Source organism: Novosphingobium sp. (assembly GCF_037133355.1).
Lineage (GTDB): Bacteria > Pseudomonadota > Alphaproteobacteria > Sphingomonadales > Sphingomonadaceae > Novosphingobium.
On record NZ_JBAXOI010000026.1, the window covers coordinates 1 to 19,923 of the forward strand.

At 59.0% G+C, this 19,923-nt stretch carries 25 protein-coding genes; all 25 read left to right on the forward strand.

Annotation, left to right across the window (positions count from 1 at the left end):
• Positions 1-59: 59 nt before the first annotated feature.
• Positions 60-278 (forward strand): hypothetical protein, encoded by a 219-nt coding sequence (locus WCL10_RS18655; protein ID WP_336897153.1) that lies wholly within the window; start codon positions 60-62, stop codon positions 276-278.
• Entirely contained in the window at positions 275-976 is a 702-nt protein-coding gene (locus tag WCL10_RS18660) for a hypothetical protein (protein ID WP_336897154.1), read from the forward strand. The genes WCL10_RS18655 and WCL10_RS18660 overlap by 4 nt, the downstream gene beginning before the upstream one ends.
• Before the next feature lie 150 nt (positions 977-1,126).
• On the forward strand, positions 1,127-2,545 hold the full coding sequence (locus tag WCL10_RS18665) for a toprim domain-containing protein (RefSeq protein WP_336897155.1): 1,419 nt from the start codon (positions 1,127-1,129) through the stop codon (positions 2,543-2,545).
• A 97-nt stretch (positions 2,546-2,642) separates the two neighbouring features.
• A complete protein-coding gene (locus tag WCL10_RS18670) occupies positions 2,643-2,801 on the forward strand; it encodes a hypothetical protein (protein ID WP_336897156.1) in 159 nt (52 codons plus the stop codon).
• 33 nt (positions 2,802-2,834) lie between these two features.
• Entirely contained in the window at positions 2,835-3,200 is a 366-nt protein-coding gene (locus tag WCL10_RS18675; RefSeq protein WP_336897157.1) for a hypothetical protein, read from the forward strand.
• On the forward strand, positions 3,193-4,419 hold the full coding sequence (locus WCL10_RS18680; RefSeq protein WP_336897158.1) for a PBSX family phage terminase large subunit: 1,227 nt from the start codon (positions 3,193-3,195) through the stop codon (positions 4,417-4,419). The genes WCL10_RS18675 and WCL10_RS18680 overlap by 8 nt, the downstream gene beginning before the upstream one ends.
• Positions 4,416-4,655, forward strand: coding sequence for a hypothetical protein (locus WCL10_RS18685; protein WP_336897159.1), 240 nt, complete (start codon positions 4,416-4,418; stop codon positions 4,653-4,655). Before WCL10_RS18680 ends, WCL10_RS18685 begins: the two co-directional genes overlap by 4 nt.
• Positions 4,652-4,840 (forward strand): hypothetical protein, encoded by a 189-nt coding sequence (locus WCL10_RS18690; RefSeq protein ID WP_336897160.1) that lies wholly within the window; start codon positions 4,652-4,654, stop codon positions 4,838-4,840. Before WCL10_RS18685 ends, WCL10_RS18690 begins: the two co-directional genes overlap by 4 nt.
• Positions 4,837-5,172 carry a GNAT family N-acetyltransferase gene (locus tag WCL10_RS18695; RefSeq protein ID WP_336897161.1) on the forward strand — a complete coding sequence of 112 codons (336 nt, stop codon included), beginning with the start codon at positions 4,837-4,839 and terminating at the stop codon, positions 5,170-5,172. Before WCL10_RS18690 ends, WCL10_RS18695 begins: the two co-directional genes overlap by 4 nt.
• Positions 5,169-5,360, forward strand: coding sequence for a hypothetical protein (locus WCL10_RS18700; protein ID WP_336897162.1), 192 nt, complete (start codon positions 5,169-5,171; stop codon positions 5,358-5,360). The genes WCL10_RS18695 and WCL10_RS18700 overlap by 4 nt, the downstream gene beginning before the upstream one ends.
• Positions 5,357-7,507 carry a portal protein gene (locus WCL10_RS18705; RefSeq protein ID WP_336897163.1) on the forward strand — a complete coding sequence of 717 codons (2,151 nt, stop codon included), beginning with the start codon at positions 5,357-5,359 and terminating at the stop codon, positions 7,505-7,507. Before WCL10_RS18700 ends, WCL10_RS18705 begins: the two co-directional genes overlap by 4 nt.
• The gene (locus WCL10_RS18710) at positions 7,504-8,307 is read left to right on the forward strand and encodes a hypothetical protein (protein ID WP_336897164.1); all 804 of its coding nucleotides are present in this window, start codon (positions 7,504-7,506) and stop codon (positions 8,305-8,307) included. The genes WCL10_RS18705 and WCL10_RS18710 overlap by 4 nt, the downstream gene beginning before the upstream one ends.
• 61 nt (positions 8,308-8,368) lie before the next feature.
• Positions 8,369-9,583 (forward strand): P22 phage major capsid protein family protein, encoded by a 1,215-nt coding sequence (locus WCL10_RS18715; protein WP_336897165.1) that lies wholly within the window; start codon positions 8,369-8,371, stop codon positions 9,581-9,583.
• A 60-nt stretch (positions 9,584-9,643) separates the two neighbouring features.
• Entirely contained in the window at positions 9,644-10,354 is a 711-nt protein-coding gene (locus WCL10_RS18720; RefSeq protein ID WP_336897166.1) for a hypothetical protein, read from the forward strand.
• 49 nt (positions 10,355-10,403) lie between these two features.
• Entirely contained in the window at positions 10,404-10,574 is a 171-nt protein-coding gene (locus tag WCL10_RS18725) for a hypothetical protein (protein WP_336897167.1), read from the forward strand.
• Complete coding sequence (locus tag WCL10_RS18730; protein ID WP_336897168.1) at positions 10,571-11,401, forward strand: hypothetical protein; 831 nt, start codon at positions 10,571-10,573, stop codon at positions 11,399-11,401. Before WCL10_RS18725 ends, WCL10_RS18730 begins: the two co-directional genes overlap by 4 nt.
• On the forward strand, positions 11,401-12,096 hold the full coding sequence (locus WCL10_RS18735; protein WP_336897169.1) for a hypothetical protein: 696 nt from the start codon (positions 11,401-11,403) through the stop codon (positions 12,094-12,096). The genes WCL10_RS18730 and WCL10_RS18735 overlap by 1 nt, the downstream gene beginning before the upstream one ends.
• A 134-nt stretch (positions 12,097-12,230) precedes the next feature.
• Positions 12,231-12,575 carry a hypothetical protein gene (locus WCL10_RS18740; RefSeq protein WP_336897170.1) on the forward strand — a complete coding sequence of 115 codons (345 nt, stop codon included), beginning with the start codon at positions 12,231-12,233 and terminating at the stop codon, positions 12,573-12,575.
• Positions 12,572-13,999 carry a packaged DNA stabilization protein gene (locus WCL10_RS18745; protein ID WP_336897171.1) on the forward strand — a complete coding sequence of 476 codons (1,428 nt, stop codon included), beginning with the start codon at positions 12,572-12,574 and terminating at the stop codon, positions 13,997-13,999. Before WCL10_RS18740 ends, WCL10_RS18745 begins: the two co-directional genes overlap by 4 nt.
• Complete coding sequence (locus tag WCL10_RS18750; RefSeq protein WP_336897172.1) at positions 13,996-14,364, forward strand: hypothetical protein; 369 nt, start codon at positions 13,996-13,998, stop codon at positions 14,362-14,364. The genes WCL10_RS18745 and WCL10_RS18750 overlap by 4 nt, the downstream gene beginning before the upstream one ends.
• Positions 14,361-14,699, forward strand: a complete 339-nt coding sequence (locus WCL10_RS18755) for a hypothetical protein (protein WP_336897173.1) — start codon at positions 14,361-14,363, stop codon at positions 14,697-14,699. Before WCL10_RS18750 ends, WCL10_RS18755 begins: the two co-directional genes overlap by 4 nt.
• Positions 14,699-15,118 carry a hypothetical protein gene (locus tag WCL10_RS18760; protein WP_336897174.1) on the forward strand — a complete coding sequence of 140 codons (420 nt, stop codon included), beginning with the start codon at positions 14,699-14,701 and terminating at the stop codon, positions 15,116-15,118. The genes WCL10_RS18755 and WCL10_RS18760 overlap by 1 nt, the downstream gene beginning before the upstream one ends.
• A complete protein-coding gene (locus WCL10_RS18765) occupies positions 15,106-15,846 on the forward strand; it encodes a hypothetical protein (RefSeq protein ID WP_336897175.1) in 741 nt (246 codons plus the stop codon). Before WCL10_RS18760 ends, WCL10_RS18765 begins: the two co-directional genes overlap by 13 nt.
• Positions 15,846-17,606, forward strand: a complete 1,761-nt coding sequence (locus tag WCL10_RS18770) for a hypothetical protein (protein WP_336897176.1) — start codon at positions 15,846-15,848, stop codon at positions 17,604-17,606. The genes WCL10_RS18765 and WCL10_RS18770 overlap by 1 nt, the downstream gene beginning before the upstream one ends.
• Complete coding sequence (locus tag WCL10_RS18775) at positions 17,606-19,834, forward strand: hypothetical protein (RefSeq protein ID WP_336897177.1); 2,229 nt, start codon at positions 17,606-17,608, stop codon at positions 19,832-19,834. Before WCL10_RS18770 ends, WCL10_RS18775 begins: the two co-directional genes overlap by 1 nt.
• Positions 19,835-19,923: the final 89 nt, after the last annotated feature.

The window sequence follows — 19,923 nt, forward strand, 5'->3', positions numbered from 1 at the left end:
ACAGGGAGTTGCGATCCCCGCCCAGGCCTGAACATCGACGCTAGCGTGGAGCGTGACGTATGAGCTTTGATAGCAGGGCGGTCGGCCCTGAACAATCCGATTCTGTCCCCGTCATCCAATTTGATGAGGCCCGCGCCCATGACGCATGGGAAGCGCACCGGGCCATGCTGCTGACCGAGATCAGGCAACCGGCTCTCAAAGAAAACGCTTCTTGGACCGCGCTGCGCGAAACCGCGATGACGGATTTTCTGCGCGCCTTTGAGGAGGTGTGCAAGTGAGCCGCATTCGGTCAATTCACCCTGGCTTTTTCACCGACGAGGATTTGGTATCTGTCAGCATGGGTGCGCGCCTGCTGTTTCTTGGCCTTGGTGTGGAATCTGACGACAAGGGCATCTTTGAGTGGAAGCCGCTCACGATCCGCATGAGGGTTTTTCCCGGTGACAACGTTGATGTCGCCGCCATGCTGGCAGAGCTTGAGGGCGTCGGCGCGATCCGCCGTTATGAGATTGGCGGTAAGCCCTACGGTGCCATCCGCAATTTTCGCAAGTTTCAGAAGCCAAAGACACCAAATGACATTTTTCCCGCAACGGCGGAAATGCTCGCTTTTGTCGGCTTGGCTACGGAAACCGATGTCGATGAAGCCCCGCCATTTCCCCCAAAAGGAGAAACGTTTCCCCCAAAAGGAGAAAAGTCTCCGCAGATGGAGGATGGAGGAGGGAAGAGGGAATATTCAGTAGCTAACGCTACTGCCGCACCAGCGGCTTCGGACAAACAGTTTTGGGATGCGGCAACCGCCTACCTTGGCGGCAAGCGTTCTCTGATCGGCAAATGGTGCAAGGACTACGGCAAGCCCGAAACGGCCAGCGCCATCACCACGGCGCAGCTTGAGCGGCCTGTCGAGCCGATAGCGTTCATTGAGGCAACCTTGCGACGAAACGCGCGGGCTGGGCCTAAGGTTGTGGCGGTGGGCGTATGACCTGGCGTCCAGTCAAAGTCGGGAAACAACTGTGCCCAATGTGCAGTCACACCCGCAAGCACCGCAAAGACCCGTGCTTGAACGCCAGCAAGACAGACAACGGCGGGATCGTTTATTTTTGCCACAACTGCAATTTTCGAGGAACGACCGATGATTTTGGACCCTCACAAGATTTGGCTCGAAGCGCGCGGCATCCCATCCGATTTGGCGGCGAAGTTCGGGATAACCACAATCCAGCGTCACGGGGCGCATTGGCTATCCATCCCCTACATGCACGACGGCCAGATCGTGAACCGCAAGTATCGGCGCACAGCCGAGAAGCAGCACGAAATGGACAAGGGCGGAAAGCTTTGCTTCTGGAACGCTGAAGCCTTGAAGGGCGCGCGGACCCTCGTCATCACCGAAGGCGAGTTCGACGCGCTGGCAGCGATAGCCTGCGGCTTCCCTCATGCGGTCAGCGTCCCTAATGGCGCGCCGGCTGAGAAGGCAGACGATCCGCTAAACGCCAAGCGGTATTCGTTCCTGTGGGAGATGCACGAAAGCGACCTGAAGGAAATCCCTTCGATCATCCTCGCGACCGATGGCGACAAGCCCGGCCAGACCCTTGCCCATGACCTTGCCTGCATCCTTGGCAAGGAACGCTGCAAGTTCGTGGAATACCCCGAGGGCTGCAAAGACCTGAACGATGTTCTGGTGAAGCACGGCCAGCGCGTTGCCGCCGAAGTTCTCACCACGGCCAAGCCTTACCCGGTGGTCGGCCTGTACCGCATGTCGGACTTCCCTGACGGCGTGGACATTCAAGCCATGCCAACCGGGATTGAGGCCCTCGACGAACACATGCAGATCGTGCTGGGCACGTTCACCGTGTTCTCGGGCTATTCCAACATGGGCAAGTCCACGGTGATGAACACCATCCTGGCGCATTGCATTGACCGGGGTGTGCCCGTCTGCCTCGCCAGTTTCGAAACCATGCCCAAGCCGATCCTGCGGGACGGAATTGCTCGCGCGCTGATTGGCACAAGCTTTGAGGAGTTCATTCATCATCCCATGCGCCGCGCGTCATACGACCGGATCGAGGAAATGATGACGATCATCTCAAACGCGATGGATGACGAGGAGGACATCACCCTTGAAGCCTACCTCGAGCTTGCCCGGATTGCCGTGATCCGCAGCGGCGCAAAGGTGGTGGTCCTCGACCCTTGGAACGAGATCGAACACAAGCGCGGGCGCGATGAGACCGAAACGGATTACATCGGGCGGGCCATCCGTGCGCTGAAGCGGTTTGCGAAAAAGTACAACGTGGCGCTGTGGGTGGTGGCGCATCCGACCAAGCCCATGAAGATGAAGGATGGCACCGTCCCTGCGCCCGGCCTGTACGACATCGCAGGATCGGCGAACTGGGCGAACAAAGCAGACTACGGCCTGATCTACCACCGGCCCGACAAGACCGTGAACAGCGCCACCCTGTCAGTGGTCAAGGTCCGCATGGGTCTGCCGGGCAAGTGCGGCGTGATCAACACTTGCATGAACAGCTTCAAGAGCCGGATCGAAGCGGACCCTTACGCATGACCGCAGCCAACGACAACGAGCCGAAGCACGACACCCTAGCCGATAGCGATGGAGACGATGGAGCATGACACAGACACGAGGCAGGCCAGCAGGCGCAATGACGCATCGCCGCCAACAAGTGCTTCAGGAACTAGCCCAAGCCGGTATGAACGGTGAGCAAGTCACGCTTGCCCGCTTGGCGCGTTCCTGTGGCCTGTACGACTATCGGGAAGCTCGCCGCATTATGGGCGATTTAAAAAAGCTGCGGGCGATTTAATACCCCGTGCACAAGGCTTTTGAATGCGTGTAAATGGCTGGTCCCATGACGGACGGCATATCCGAAAAACTAACAGTGAAAAACCGCAGGGTAGGCGATGGAACGCCCGGCCCCGGTCGCAAGAAAGGCGTGCCGAATAAGATCAACGCTGATCTAAAGTCCATGATCCTTGGCGCGCTTAACAAAGCAGGCGGCGTGGATTACCTGACTGAGCAGGCCCGCGAAAGTCCGTCCGCGTTTCTGGCGCTGATTGGCAAGGTGCTGCCAACGACATTGCAAGGCACTGGTGCGGATGGCGAGATCGAAGTGCGGATGATCACGCGCCGGGTCGTGGACACGCACCCAATGGAGCGCGATCTTGTAGCTGCCATTAGTTCAATCAAGACGGTCAATGGTTGAGCTAGTCATAGATACCCCTCGCTGGGCAGTCCCGCTGCTAGAAGCCTCGCGCTACAAAGGTGTTCATGGTGGACGCGGCTCTGGCAAGTCACACGAACGCGCCGAAGCTCTGATTGAGCGCTGCATTATGGGGCGGACGTTCGCCGTCTGCATCCGCGAAGTGCAGAAGTCCCTCGCGCAATCGGTCAAGAAGTTGCTCGAACTCAAGATCGAAGCCATGGGCGTTGGCTCGCTGTTCGAGGTTCAGCAGACCTGCATCAAATGCCCGAACGGCGGGCTTATCATATTCCAAGGTATGCAGAATCACACAGCGGACAGCATCAAGTCGCTAGAAGGCTATGACATCGCATGGGTCGAGGAAGCACAGTCGCTATCGCAGCGCAGCCTTGATCTACTTCGCCCGACGATCCGTAAGCCCGGCAGTGAACTGTGGTTCACATGGAACCCATCGCAATCCACCGATCCGGTAGACGCGCTGCTGCGTGGCGAGAACCCGCCGCCTGACGCAATCGTTGTCCAGGCGAACTACCGCGACAACCCATGGCTCCCTGACGTTCTCAAGGGCGAACTGGAATACGACCGCAGCCGCGACCCGGACAAGTTCGCGCACATCTGGCTTGGCGAGTATCAGCGCAACAGCGAGGCCCGCGTGTTTCGCAACTGGCGCGTGGAGGACTTCGAGACACCGGCAGGCGTCACGTTCCGCATGGGCGCGGACTTTGGCTTCAGCATCGACCCCAGCGTTCTGGTGCGATGCTGGATCGACGGCCACAACCTCTACATTGACCATGAGGCGTGGCAGATCGGGACCGAGATCAATCATTTGCCTGCGCTGTTCCTATCCGTGCCGGAATCGGAACGCTGGCCGCTGACCGCTGACAGCGCCCGGCCTGAGACAATCAGTTATCTGCGCAACCATGGCTTCCCCAAGATACTGGCGGCGGTCAAGGGCGCGCGGTCGGTGGAGGAAGGTGTCGAGTTCCTGAAGAGCTTTGACATCATCGTGCACCCGCGTTGTCAGCATGTGATTGACGAACTGACGCTGTACAGCTTTGAGGTTGATCCGCTGACAGAGCAAGTCCTGCCCAAGCTGGCCGACAAGAACAACCACTGCATCGACGCGCTGCGGTACGCCTGCGAGGGCGCGCGGCGTGCCATGGCAACCAAGGTAGTGCGCAAGGTTCGTCCGCCGCTGCAAGTGCGGAGCTGGGCAGCATGAGCCTTCACCTTGACCGCACCGCATTTGTGATCGGCAACAGCCATGGCTTGTCCCTGGCGCTGTCTGTGGACGGTGCGCGCGTGGGCTCGGCTGAATTGATGCTGCCCGCCGATGATGACGCGGTGAACGCCGCAATCGACACGCTGGTGTCTCAGGCATCGCGCCACGGTGTCCAGATACGCGGCAACAAGCGGACTGCGCTCTTCCATCAGATTGAAATGGGAGCGGTGACGTGACGCACACGTTGCACCTGACAATTCAGCGCGGCCCTGAAAGCGGGCTCGTTCGCGTCGGCCTGCGAATGCCTGAAATGGAAGCGGGCAAGGTATGGGATTGCAGCGTTGACGTTCCCGAAGGCACGACCATCGGTGATGCTGTGGACCAGCTTATCCGGGCGCATCACCGGGAGGTGCTGGCATGATCCCCGGCATCCGCGAACACGGCTATGCAAGCCTCAAGGTCAACGTTGCCAAGGCGCTGCCGATCCACATGCGCAAACAGGTCTATGAGATCAGCAGCGTTCGCACCGAGCCTGAGTATCGCGGGCAAGGCTGGGCTTCGGAATTGCTGTTCAGCACATGCACTGACGCCGACATCGCGGGCAAGTTTCTCATGGTTCACGTCAAGCCTGATGATGACAGCCCATTGGACCGCAACCGTTTGGCCGAATTTTACAGCCGGTTCGGTTTTGCGCCGATCCAAGCCGAACCGCTCTTGATGGTGCGCCCCTGCATTGGGAGGCCGTGCAAGTGACGTGGATTGCGCTTGTGATCGACAGCCATGATTGGCGTGAGCGCGTGATCTATCACGGCGCAGACCAGCGCCACCGCATTGAGCGCCTGCCCGAGCAACTTGAGTGCTTCACTTGCGGCGCGGTCAAAGCGGTCGGTGAAACGATTGAGGCTTGCCAAACCCTATACGCCAGAAAGCTTGCAGCATGACTGACGCCGAAATTATCGCCGAAGCCCGCGAACGCCTTGAGCTTTGCATCAACGCGGATGACGGTGACCGTTCGCTTGCCTTGGAGGACTTGAAATTCAAGAAAGGCGACCAGTGGGATGAACAGTCAGTGCGCCAGCGCGAACTGGACAGTCGCCCGTGTCTTACGATCAACAACATCCCGGCGATCATCCACCAGGTTGTCAACGATGTGCGCCAGAACGAGCAGTCCATCCATGTGCATCCGGTTGGCGACGGCGCGGATGAGGAGGTTGCGGAGGTCATTGAAGGGCTGATCCGGCACATTGAATACGATAGCTGTGCAGACACGGCATACGACACTGCGCTTGATAGCGCTGCGAGCATCGGCTTCGGGTTTTTCCGGCTGGTGACCGAGTATTGCAACGACACCTCGTTCGAACAGGAGATGAAGATCAAGCGGGTGCGCAACCCGTTCACGATTTACCTCGATCCGTCGAGCCAGGAACCGGACGGCAGCGATGCGGAGTTTGGTTTTGTCACCTCCAAAGAGCCCAAGAAGGAATTTGAACGGCTGTATCCGAACAAAGACCCGTCATACGATTACATTGCCAAGGGCACTGGCGACGATGAAAATTGGCTGGGCGAGGATTTTGTCCGCATCTGCGAGTATTATCGCTTTGAGTACGAAACCGCCACGCTGGTTGAGTTTTCGGACGGTCTGGGCCGCGTCAAAGGCAAGTTCACGGTGCAGGACATCCCGCCCGGCGTAGCGCCTACGGGCCGTAGTCGGCAAACCACGCTGCGCAAGGTGATGTGGTACAAGCTGACCGCGCGTGAAGTGCTGGAAAAGGCCGAAGTGCCGTTCAAGTGGATTCCGCTGTTCCCGGTCTACGGTGACGAGATTGACCTTGACGGCAAGGTCACGCGGTTCGGCATCATTCGGAACGCCAAAGACCCGAAAAAGATGGAGAACTACTGGATGACCGCAGCGACCGAGGAGATCGCGCTGCGCACCAAGGTTCCGTACATCGGCGCAATGGGGCAGTTTGAAGGGGTCGAGGACGATTGGCAGTCGGCCAACGTCAAGTCGTTCAGCTATCTGGAATACAACCCGGTCACGATCGACGGGACGCAGGCACCGCCGCCGCAAAGGCAACCTCCGGCAGACGTACCGAGCGGGTTTATCGCCATGGCCGGCATGATGCGTGACAGCGTGAAAGCTGTGACGGGCATTTACGATGCTTCTCTTGGCAATCGCTCCAACGAAACCAGCGGTATTGCGATCCGCGCTCGGCAGCACCAGGGCGATGTGGGGAATTACCATTTCAGCGGCAACCTTGCGCGGACAATCCGACACCTTGGCCGCGTCATCATCAGCGGCATCCCGTATGTTTACGATACGCAGCGGGTTTTGCGCGCCATGGGCAAAGACGGGCAGGCCTCTCAGGTCGAGATCAACAAGCCCGAAGAAGGCGTGGACGAGTACGGCAACGCTGTGCAGCGCGTGCTGAATGACCTGACCATTGGCGAGTACGGCGTGGTGGTGTCCTCCGGGCCTGCCTACAACACGCTCAAGCAGGAAGCTGCCGAAAGCATGGTCCAGATGTCGCAATCTTGGCCCAAGCTCATGGAAGTGGCGGGCGACAAGGTTGTGCGCGCGATGGATTGGCCGGGCGCCGATGACATTGCCGACCGGATTGCCAAGACGTTGCCGCCAGGGCTCGCTGACGAGGACAAGAAGCAAAAGGATGCACCGCCGATGGTGCAGACGCCGAACGGTCCTATTCCGCTGGATCAGGCGGGCCAGATGATCGGGCAGATGGATGAAGCCTTGTCGCGGATGAACGACGAGCTTGAAAAGCACGAAGCAGGCATCAAGAAAGCGGAGATCGCGGCGGCGGCATCTATCGAGGTTGCGCGGATCAACGCCGAAGCCAAGGGTGACAACGCCGAACTGAGCGCGTTTGCCAAGCTGCTCATGATGCGCGCCCAGCCCGAGATTGACCACAGCGCCGCCGTACAGGCCGCAGCCGATCCGATGCACCCCAATGCGCCCGCACCTATCGCACAGGGCCTAGAGCAGCCCCCAGCGGACGCACAGGCAATGGAACAGCAGCAAGCGATGCAACCGGACCCCGCGTCCGCCCCTGAAGGAGCCGAAGCATGAGCGAAGAAACCATCATTGACGCCGCGCCGGTCGAGACGCCCGCAATTCCGCGTGATGAGCAGGGCCGCTTTGCCGAAGCCCCGCAGGCCGAAACCGAGACCGTGGAACCGGAAGCGGAAAGCGAAGAAACCGAACAGCCCGAGGACTTGCAAGAACACAAGCCGCGTGGTAAGACGGCGCAGGATCGCATCAACGATCTAACTCGTGCGCGTCGGGAAGCCGAACGTGAACGCGATTTTTACAAAGGGCTCGTCACCCAACCGACGCCAGCTTCGCCCGTCGAGGGCGCGCCGAAGCCAACAGCCGACAGCTTTGATACCTACGATGAGTATGTTGAGGCTCTGACCGATTGGAAAGTCGAGCAGACGATCAGCAAGCAGTCATCGGCCAAAGCGCAGCAGACGACCGAAATGGTACGTGCCGCGTCATGGGATGCAAAGCTGGCAGAGGCGGTGTCAACAATTCCCGACTTCGCAGAGGTGGTCGGTTCGTCTGAGATACGGCTCGCAAAGCACGTTGAGGACGCCATGGTTGACAGCGATCTAGGTGGTCATTTGGCTTATCACTTCGCGCAACATCCCGAGCTTGTCGAGCGGCTGAACACACTCAGCCCGGTCAAGGCAGCTTTGGAGATGGGGCGGCTTGAAGTGGCACTATCGACGCCCGTTGCCAAACCGACGACCAAGGCACCGGCCCCAGTTAGCCCGATCCGCACGGCACCAGCACGGCAATCGGATTTGGCGAATGTTTCGATGGACGATTACATCGCACTTCGCCGCAAACAAGGGGCTGCGTTCTAAGGTCATCATGAAATTGCCCACGCTGTGAAGCGTCGGCTTTCCCATAGATGGACTTTTTACCATGTCGAACACGCTCGTTACTTGCTCGATCATTGCCAAGGAGGCGCTTGCCGTCTTGGAAAACCAGCTCCAGTTTGCCTCGGTCGTTAACCGCGATTGGGACCAGGAGTTCACCTCCAATCAGTCGCGCGGTTATTCGCCGGGCGCCACGATCAACATCAAGCGCCCGCCCCGGTACAACTACCGCGCTGGCCGCGTTGCTGTGCCGCAGGCGACCGTTGAAACGACTGTTCCGCTGACCCTTTCGCAGGGTGGTACGGACCTGAACTTCACTGGTCAGGAGCGCACCCTCTCGATCCAGCAGATGAGCCAGAAGCTTCAGGCTGCGATGGCGACGGTTGCCAACGAAATTGACCGTCAGGGCCTTGATATGGCCCGTCTCAACACCTTCAACACCATTGGCACCCCCGGCACGCTGCCTAACACGCAGGCCCTTGCCATCGCGGCAATGACCGGCGTCAATCAGCGTCTGGACGAAATGGGCGCTCCGGTGAAGGACGGCGGGCGCTCGCTGATCATGAACCCGGCGTTCAACGCTTCCATGGTTCAGGGCATGGCTGGTCTGTTCAACAACACCGACAAGGTGGGCAAGCAGTTCTCCACCGGGCGGTTGCAGAACAGCTTCGGCCTTGACGTAGGTATGGACCAGAACGTTGCGATCCACACCAACGGCACGGCTGTGGTTGCCACCAACACCGTGAACGGCGCGGGCCAGACGGGTTCGACGATCACCGTCAACGCGCTCAACGGCACGATCACGCGCGGCACCAAGATCACGTTCGCGAGTGTGAACGCGGTCAACCCGCAGTCGCGCGCTTCGACCGGCACCTTGGCGCAGTTCGTGGTGACTGCGGATGCGGCTAACGGCGCAACTTCGATCTCAATCAGCCCGGCGCTTACCCCGACCGGCGCGTTCCAGAACGTGACCGCCTCGCCTGCCAACTCGGCCACCATTACGATCTTCGGCACCGCGTCGGGTTCGTACAACACCAACGTCGGCTTCCACCGCGATGCCTACACGCTGGCGATGGTCCCGATGTACGCGCCGCCTTCGGGCCGGGGTGTGATCGACGTGGCGCAGGAATCCTACAAGGGCATGAACTTGAAGGTGACTGAGTTCTACGACGGCGTGAATGACAACTACATTATGCGTCTGGACGTGCTGTTTGGGTGGGCTGCGACCTATCCTGAACTGGCGTGCATCTACGCAACCTGACGCGGCGACGGGCGGGCTTCGGCTCGCCCTCGTTGTTTGCTCATTCAAGGATTTTTCGAAATGGCTGTTTCTCTCATTCGTTCGTATCAGGGCTACGCTGCAAGCACGGTCCAAGTTTTCGATTCCGTCACCGAAGCGGCGCTGATTGCGCAGGGCATCGCCACGGCTGCAACGGGTTATCCGGTGCAGACCAGCGCTCTCCTGCTCGACAGCCCGATCATGTCAATCACCCAGGGCGGCAACGTGACCTATCAGCCTTCGGGTGCTGGTGTTGCGGTTCCGACCACGCCGCAGGGTCCGCGCATTCTGCCCAACACCAATATTCAGGCGTTTGCTTCGGCGGGCACCAACACCACGATGGTTGCGGGCACGCTGTACCGTTCGGAGATTTTCGTTCCGTTCCTCGCAACGTGGACGGGCATTGGCATTCTGAACGGCACCACGGCGGGCACTGATAACGGGCTTGTCGCTCTCTACGACAGCAACGGCGTGCTGATTACCAACTCGGCTGTGGCGGGCGCGCTTTCGTCTGGTGCCAACGCGTTCCAGAACCGCGCATTCCTGAACACCGTGACCCTGACGCCGGGCCGGTACTTCATCGCGTATCAGCAGAACGGCACCACCGCCACGATCCGCACCCATGCGGCGGCGAACGGCGGCAACCAGATGACCAGCAGCGCAACCGGCACGTTCGGCACGGTTCCGGCCAGCTTCACCGCTCCGACCACGTTCACTGCGGACGTAGGCCCGATTGGTTGGCTGTATCAGTGAGTAGGCTAGGGGCGGCTTTAGGGTCGCCCCGACACCCTTGGAGGGCGGTATGTTCCAAGAATATCCCAAATGGCTCTACGACGGCCTGGAAGGCATTCTGATCGCCGACGCCGAGGAAGAAGCCGCGCTGGGCGAAGGCTACAGCCCGTTCCCTGTTGAGCCTGTGGAAGCGGCAGAAGCGCCGCGCCGGGGCCGTCCTCGCAAGGTAGTGGAAGCATGAACAAGCGCATTTTTCTTGCGGCCTTCGGGCTGCTCGCCACCAGCGCATCTGCGCAAACGGTCCCTTCATACACGTACCCCGCAGCGGGCACGCCACCTGTTGTCCCTCTTCAATGCGATGATAGCTACGCAAACTGCCTGCCGATCACGACAACCAACCCGACGCGCTTTGCTGGAACGATTGCCGCCGGTGCGACCGACAGCGGGAACCCGATCAAAATTGGCGGCGTTTACACTGCGACCTTGCCAACGCTGACTGACGGTCAGCGCGGCAATGCTCAAGTTTCGGCACGAGGCGAATTGCTTGTGGCGCTGTCATCTGGCGGTGCGGCGGCAAGTGTTACTACACCAACGGCTGACGGATTAGCCACTTCTGGCAATGGACTGCTTACGCGCGGTGTGGGGTACGGCTTTAACGGCACGACTTTTGACCGACTGCGCGGCGATGTGAACGGCTTGGTGGTGCAGCCGGGTCTTTCCACTACGTTCTGGACCTACACCAGTGGCACAAGCCCAATCCTTTCCAACACTACCACGGCGGTGACGATCAAGGCTGCGGCGGGTGCATCGGTTCGTAACTACATTGATAGCTGCCAGATCACGACGACTGCGTTCACCACAAGCGTGCCATTGGCGCTTCGGGATGGCGCGGGCGGCACTGTCATTTGGGCGCTTACGGTTCCGACGACCGGGTTCTTGCAGCCCGTGATTGTTACGTTTAACCCGCCGCTTCGTGGCACGGCCAACACGCTGTGGGAGATTGTCACCACCACGGCAAACACCGTTGGCACTGTCACAGCCAACTGCTCCGGGCACACGGGCGCCTAATGCCTAGCCCCGTAACCGTCCTGACCATCGTCACCACCGCCATGCGCAAGATCAATGCGCTGGCGGTCGGTGAAACCCCTACGGCTGCGGAATTGGAGGACGGCATTCAAGCACTGAACGATGTGCTTGAGACGTGGAATATCGAAAACCTGTCAATCTACGGCTCGACCCCGACCACTTATGCGACGGTTGCGGGCCAGAACATCTACACCATGGGGCCGGGCGGGAACTGGGATGGCATTCGCCCAACCGCGATCCATGCGGCCTATTGCAGCGTCAACGGCGTTGATTTTCCGGTAGGCGAATGGACGCTTGAGGAATGGATGGGGCAACCGCTCAAGACGGTGCAGCAGCAGATCACCGAGCGGTATGTCTATGTCAATGATGCACCGCTTGGCCGCATCATCCTGTGGCCGACACCGCTGTATGCGACCACGTTTACGGTCAATTACAACCAGCAGCTTACTCAGGTGACGGGCGGCACGGATGTGCTGAGCCTTGCACCAGGCTATGCCCGCGCGTTGCAATACGCGGTCGCGGTCGAGCTACAGGCGGAATACGGCGGGCCGGATGTGTCGGCCTATGCGCGTGCGACCAAGGCAACGATCAAGCGCGCCAACCGCAACACGCCGGTTTCGGGCTATGACAGCCTGCTTGTCGGGGGCGGTCGGGTCGTCCCGGCTCGCGGGTACTGATGGCATCTCGCCCTATCTCGTCGCTTATGCCTCCCCAAACAGGGACGCCGCTGCGGTCAGTTGCGGGAATAGATCGCTTTACCACTACCCTTCGTCCTGAACAGGAGCAAGCCTATCAGGCGTGGCGCGCTGCGTTGCCTGCCGATCTTCAAAACGAGCGGGATTATGATTTGCGCGGCGCGTTTCTGGCGTCTGCCAAGGCTAATGGCCGCTTACACATGACTGACCAGTTTAAGAAGCCAAACCACATGACCTTTAGCGACGGAAGCCAGTATTCCAACGCAGCGACACCGGGCGGTCGATGGGTTGCTACGGGTCGCAAAAATGCTGTAGACCCAACACAGGATGAATACGTGTTTTTTGCATCGCCAGAAAATGCGCGGCACACAAACATTGATGATATGGCTTCGTATTTCGTTGGCAGTGAACCGGGCAATTATGCAGTTTACCCCTCAAACTATAAATTGCCGCGCAAATGACCGCCTTTCCGTTCCTCGGCGGCTCGTTCAACGGGCGCTCACCATCGTTTGACGCACAGCGAACGTTCAACTTGTACCCCGAGATGGGGGAAAGCGGTTCATCGCGTTCGCCTGTTTCGCTGATCGGCACGCCGGGCCTTGCGCTGTGGACCACGCTGACGGGCGGCGGCATTCGCGGCATGATCCGATTCAACGCCACCACGTCGATCATCGTCGCTGGCAACAGCGTATGGAAGGTGACCAGCGGCAAAACCGCAACTTTGCTGGGTGCAATCAGCAACAGCACGCCAACGGTCTCGATGGCTTCAAACGGCTCGCTGGTCATGCTTGTGATGGGCAACTTGAGCGGGTATTTCATTGACCCCGCTGCGGGCACCGTGACGCTGATTACGGACCCCGATTTTCTCGGCGGCGGGCGCGTTGATTATATCGACGGGTATTTCATTTGGAATGTGCCCGACACAGGCAAATTTCAGATCACACAGCTTTACGGAACCGGGATTGATGGGCTGGACTTTGCTTCGGCAGAAGGCGCGCCTGACAATCTGGTGTCGCTCTTGGTCAATCACCGCGAGATTTGGCTGTTTGGCGAGAACTCGACCGAGGTTTGGTATGATAGCGGCGGCGCGGACTTTCCGTTGCAGCGCATCCAGGGCGCATTCATTGAAAGCGGCTGCGCAGCGACAAACAGCGTTGCCAAGATGGACAACACGGTGTTCTGGTTGTCCACCGATGACCGAGGCTTCGGCATTGTTCAGCGCGCGGCGGGGTACACTCCGCAGCGAGTGTCAAGCCATGCATTTGAGACCGCTGCGGCTTCCTACAGCACGATCTCGGACGCGGTGGCCTACACCTACCAGCAGGAAGGCCACAGCTTCTACGTGGTCACGTTCCCGACCGCAGGGGCCACATGGTGCTTTGATGCATCCAACGGGCTTTGGCACGAACGGGGCTATCGTGAGGCCGATGGCGCGCTGACCCGGCACCGTTCGAACTGCCAGATGAACTTTGCGGGCGAAACGCTGGTGGGAGATTGGGAAAACGGCAACGTTTACGCGCTCGATCTCAACACGTTCACCGATAACGGGGACGCAATTGAGCGGTTCCGCATTTGCCCGCACATCACCAATGACGGCAAATATTCGTTCTATCAGGCGCTGGAACTGTTCATGCAAACCGGCGTCGGGCTTCAAACCGGCCAAGGTGTTGACCCGCAAGCGATGCTGCAATGGTCGGATGACGGCGGCTATACCTGGTCGAGCGAGCAATGGGCCGACATTGGCGCAGTGGGTGAATACGAGACCCGCGTGCGTTGGCGCCGCTTGGGCAAGTCAAGGGACCGGCTGTTCAAGGTGGCAATCAGCGATCCGATCAGGGTGGTGTTCACCGGGGCATCGCTTGAAATGATCGGGGGCAAGGCATGACTGCGATATTCATCGCGCCGCGCGTGCCAATGGTGGACCCGGCGACGGGTATTCCCACGCCGATTTGGTATCGGGCGCTGACGGATTTGTTCCGCACCTATGGTGACGGCGGCGTTTCGGATGAGCAAGCCTTCCTCTTGTATCCGAACAGCGAAAGTGATAGTCTGACTGCACTGCTCAATCAGGGAGGAGGTGATCTCTTACCTGTTGCGGGTGTGGCAGTGCCCGCTGATGACAATCTTTCGCCCGTGTCTGTTCAGACCGTGAGCGCCCCTGACGATCTAGCTCCTGTCCCCGACTTTGCGGGCATGATCGCAAATCTCCAAGCTCAGATTGATGACTTGCGGAAGGGCACGTTCTCGTGACTGTAGTTGCAAAAGCACTGGTTGACCCGCTTCAGCTTACGACTTCGGACGTGACGCAGTACACGGCGGCGACCAGCACGCGGGCCATCATCGACAAGATGACGGTGACCAACACGACCGGCGCGGCGGCGACTTTGACCGTGAACCTGGTCAAGGCTGCGGGCGCGGTGTCTGCGTCGAACACGATCATCAGCGCGCAATCGGTGGCGGCGGGTACATCCTATGTCTGCCCCGAGGTGGTTGGGCATATCCTGAACCCCGGCGACTTCATTTCGGCCAAGGCTGGCACGGCGACCGCGCTGACGTTTCGCGTTTCCGGGCGCGAGGTAAGCTGATGCTGCCTGACATTGCTTCCCCTTCCCTTCCGGCCATTGACCGGGTGCGCGCGATGGAAGCGGCGCTTTGGGCTTCGCCTGAACATCACATCGAGATTGTGCCGGTGCATCGCTTTGCGCACGGGCTTTACGTGCGTGAGGTATCGCTGCCTGCCGGGTGCATCGCGGTGGGCCATATGCACGCGCAAGAGCATGTGACGATCATTTCAAAGGGCCGGTTGCAGATCGTGACGGAGGACGGCGTTAGTGAGGTCACTGCCCCCGCAACGTTTGTTGTGCCTGCTGGCCGCAAGAACTGCGTGCATGTGCTTGAGGACGCAGTGTGGACGACGATCCATGCGTGCGAGGCCAAGACGGCGGATGAAGCCGAGGCGCTGTTGATCCTGCCCGACGAGGAGGCTGTGAAATGGCTTTCGTAGCGGTCGCTGCTGGCGTTGGGGCCATTGGTTCAATTGTTGGCGGCGCCTTGTCCGCTGGTGCGCAAAAGGACGCTGCACGTCAGCAAGCGCAACTTGGCCGTGATCAGATTGCGGAAAACGCGCGCCAGTACAATCAGAGCCGCGCCGATCTCGCGCCGTATCGTGACGCGGGCTACACCTCGCTCAAGGACTTGGTTGCGGGCACACGTCCGGGCGGGCAGTTTGACAAGGTTTTCACCAACGCCGATTTTGTCAAAGACCCAGGCTATCAGTTCCGTATGGCCGAGGGCGCGCGGGGGGTCGAGGCTTCGGCTGCGGCTCGCGGCGGTGCCTTGTCGGGCGGTGCTTTGAAGGCGCTGGCACGGTATCAGCAGGGCTATGCATCCAATGAGTTTGGCGCGGCCTATGATCGGTTCAACAGCAACCTGACGGGCCGGTACAATCGCTTGGCTGGATTGGCTGGCACGGGGCAAACCGCAACGAATACCGGCATTGCAGCGGGTCAAGACATGAACCGATTGAACGCATCGGCTCGAAACGGAATCGCAAACGCAATTGGCGATGCGGGCGATGCTACCGCTTCACAATATGCCGGTATAGGACAGACCATCAGCAGCACGGCAAACAATCTGAGCAACTATTTTGCAAACCGACCAACGGTCTATCAGCGGCTGAACAACAGCGCCTCACAGACGATCAATGACCCTGCCAACGCGGGAATTTTCTGATGGACGGCAAAATCCCTTTGCAGGCGTATGCTGTTCCGCAACTTGACATTGTGGCAACGATGCGCGGTGCGGAAGCTAACCGCAGGCAGGATGTGGCGTATGCCCAGCAGCAGCAGGCGCAGGCACAGGCACAACAGAATGCAGCGGCAAGACGCGGTATCGTGCAGCTTGCTGGCACTGATTTGGAGGCCGCGCGCAAACGGGCATTTGAGCTAGGCGACCCCGAGGCCGTTACCCAAGTCGGCAAGTTCGAAACCGATAACCATGCCCGTGCGGCTGAAATTGCACGCGGCACCGCGCCTGCGTTGCTGTCACTTAGAAACGTGCCGCATGAAGGTGTGGATCAGGCATTAAGCCAGATCGCGCCGCTTCTCGGGCAGTACGGTTTTAACGCAGACCACATTGAACAAATTCGGGAAAAGTTGAAAGACCCGGCGCAGCGCGATGGGTTCTTCAATCAGGTTCAAGTCGGCGCGCAAAATTATGCGGAATATGCCAAATCGCAAGAGCCGATAAAGCTTAGTGCTGGCGAAGGCATGTTTGTCGGTGATCCAAACTCGGGCTACAAGCAAGTTGCCGGAATGCCGGATAAGCCATCTTACGATGTGTTGCAGGGCGAAGATGGCACGTTCTATCGCATCAACAAGAGTGATGGAAGCGCAACGCCGATCTCAGTAGGCGGTGGGACAGGCGCGCCCGGAACCGCTGGCGGCAGTGCACGTTCTGCGCTGACCACGAACCCCGGCGCGCTCAAAGATGGCCCATTTGCACGCTCGCAGCCGGGTTATACGGGCAACAGCGGCGGATTTGCCACATTTGCCAACCCGCAGCAGGGTGTTGCCGCTCAAGAGGCGCTAATTCAATCGCGCTACATCGGGCGCGGGCTCAACACGATTGACAAGATTATCAGCACGTATGCCCCACAAGGGCCTGAAAACAGCGCGGCAAGCGTGGCAAATTACAAGACGTATGTTGCCCAGCGTGCTGGCATAAGCCCGACTGATCGGATTACGCCGGATAAAGTGCCCGCAGTCGCTGCGGCCATGCGTGAGTTTGAGACGGGCAATCGTCCCGGCGGTTCAGGTGGGACTTTGCGCGGTAAAGGGGCGGAAAAAGTTCGCACACTAACCCCAGCCGAAGTCGCTGCTGATCCGAGGTTGAACCCAGGCACTGTGTATCAACAGAAGCCTGATGGAACAATTGTTGCCGTGTCTGGAACAGCCGACAAAGCGGCCCGCCCCATACCGGCAACTCAAGAAGAAAACCTGTCAAAGCAGTTTGACATCTGGTCCTCTTTGTACCGGGCAAATACGACTTGGAATCCTGACTACGCGGGCAACACCGTGACGGGCGGCTTGGAAACATCGGCCCAACGTTTGATGGGCACGGGCACGCCGGGTCAGGCTGAGTGGTGGTCGGACTTCCGCACGACCGACAACCTGATCCGCAACTCAATGTTCGGTTCCGCGCTGACGGATGGGGAAAAGAAAGCGTATGAAGCGACCACAATTAGCGAAAGCACCGATCCCAAGGTTGCAGCCGCTCGCCTGAACAAGCGCGGTGACATCATCACGGGGGCATTGCGCCGCCGTGCCCGCGTGCTTGTCGCCAATGGGCATGACATCAATGCGGTGAAGGAATTGTTCGGCAACGAGCCGATGATTGTGGACGGCTTGGAAACGGCTATTCCGAGTAATCGCCAGCCTGCAAGCGCTCCTGCGTCATCCAATGGCTGGGGCAAAGCGCAGGTGGTCCGCTAATGCCTACCTACGCCATCAAAGCGCCTAACGGCAAAACGTACCACATTGACGGGCCTGCGGGCGCGACGGATGAACAGGTGCGCGCCGAGGTGTTGCGTCAGTTCCCGGACGCCGATCCATATCAGGGCCGGGCCGAAAGCGATATTGTTGGTGAGTTGCACCCTGCTGCGCCCGCAAAAGCAAAGCCTGCACCCAAACCCGCGCCTCGCACATGGGCCGGTGACTTGCTGGGCGCCACACAAAACACTCTTGGTGGCCTTGTCAAAGGCGCTGCGGGCCTGCCTGATGCTGTAACTAACGCAATCGGCGCTGCGGCGGGTTACGTAGTTCAGGGCGGCGGTCATGCGGCGGGTTATGTTGCTGACCAAGTGACCGGAGGGCCGACACTTACCAACATCGTCACTGGCAAAAAAACACTTGGGCAACAAATCCGTGAGGGGGCGGATTACTACGCAAGGCAATTGCAGCACCCCGTCACTATTGGTGGGGCGGTTGAGGCTGTGGCGCCCACTCCGCAGGATGGCACGGGCCGCACGGTTCGTGCGCTGTCAGAATTTGCGGGCGGGATGGTATCTCCGGTCAACAAATTCCTGCCAAGCGGCTCTGTCAAACCAAAAGCCAACATAACGGCTGCTGACGTTGAAAGTCAATTTTTGTCGCCAAAGATTGGCACGCCAGCGCCCACGACAATTTCGTCTGTTACAGGGCGTGGCGTAGCAAGAGAAGGTTCTGGAATCGCGGCACTCGGGCGCAAAGCTGTTGTCAGAGACGCGCGGCTGCGTGCGGCGGGTGTTTCAAACCCAACTGTCGGCATGGTTACTCGTGATCCGCGTGCATGGAATTTTGAGCGTGAAAGTTCTAAGCTTCATGGCTCTGGCGATCAGATGCTTGGCGCGATCAAGGAAGTGGAAAGCGACCTCGCCACAGCAGCGCGCACCCTTGTTGACAAGCAAGGCGGCAACATTGGGGCAGAAGCAACCGGCCAAGGTGTTAGCAAGGTTCTGGCGGAAAAATCCGCACAACTTAACCAGCAAGTCAGCGCGCTATATACGCGGGTGCGTGACAAGTTCGGCAACGTCCGCGTCCCTACGTTGGAAAACCTGAAGCAAGCGCAGGCACATCCTGATTGGGCGGATAATGCCGAATTTGACGATATGGCGGCAGCAATTAACAAACGTTTGGCGCGCTACGCTGATGCCGATGGTGGATTGCAAGGACTTTCGGTCAACCAGGCCGAAGAATTGCGCAAGTTTGTCGGGGGGCTGGGGAAAGACAGCAAGCAAACCTACGCCATGCGCCGAATATTTCAAAACGCGCTTGATTCTGATGTGATCGACACTGTTGGTGGAGCGCCGTTCGCTAGTGCGCGGGCGGCGGCTGCAAAGCGGTTTGATGAATTTAGCAAAACCTTTGCGGGCAAAGTGGCGGCTGGCGATGTGACGCCAGAACTGCTCACTGATCGCCTTTTGAGCCGCGCCACATCGTTAAGCGATCTACGTGCGATGCGCGGGTCATTGCTGGTTGGCAAGCAGGCCGCACAAGGCAAAGAGGCGTTGAACGCAGTGGGCGGACACGCGCTTGACACGATGTTTTCCAAAGGCATCTCGCCTGATGGGAAGGTCAACGGCACCCAGATTTACAAACAGTTTGAACAACTCGCGCCTCGCCTACAAATCATCCTTGGCCCCGCACGGTATAAAGAGGTTCGCCGCCTTGCGCTTGCGGCGAGGGACGCAACAGCGGAGGTTCCGTTTTCCGCCGTCAACAATAGCAACACGGCTTCGGCTGCGGCCAATATGTTTCCCGAAATTGCGGCTAATGGCAATAAATTACTGCCCAATCTCGCTAGACGTGTTGGCAGTGCTGTTGCTGGCGGTATTGGCGGCGGTCCGATTGGCGCTATTGCTGGTGATGCCACAGCTCAAGCAGCAAACGAAATGATTGGCAAACGGGCTTTGGCGGAAGTGGCAAAACAAGCCAAGGCGCAAGTTGACATTGCCCGCGATCCTCAAGCAGCAGCGGATTTTATTCGCACTCTATCCAATCGCGCGGATGTTGACCCCATCGTGCGGCAATTTGCGATTAAGTTAAGGGAAAAACTTGCAATTGGTGCACGCAACGGTGGTGCACTTCCTATTTCACAGGCCATTAGTAAGAGGCTCAACGATAACGTCGCTAGTGCTGCGGTGGCAAGCGACGGAAAAGAACAGCAGCAACAGCAACAGTGAACGCTTAAGCCATATCGGGCGCGGCACGGCCATCAAGAGGTAACACAGAACCAGGACGTGCCAGACCTTCAACTGAAACCCCATCGTTG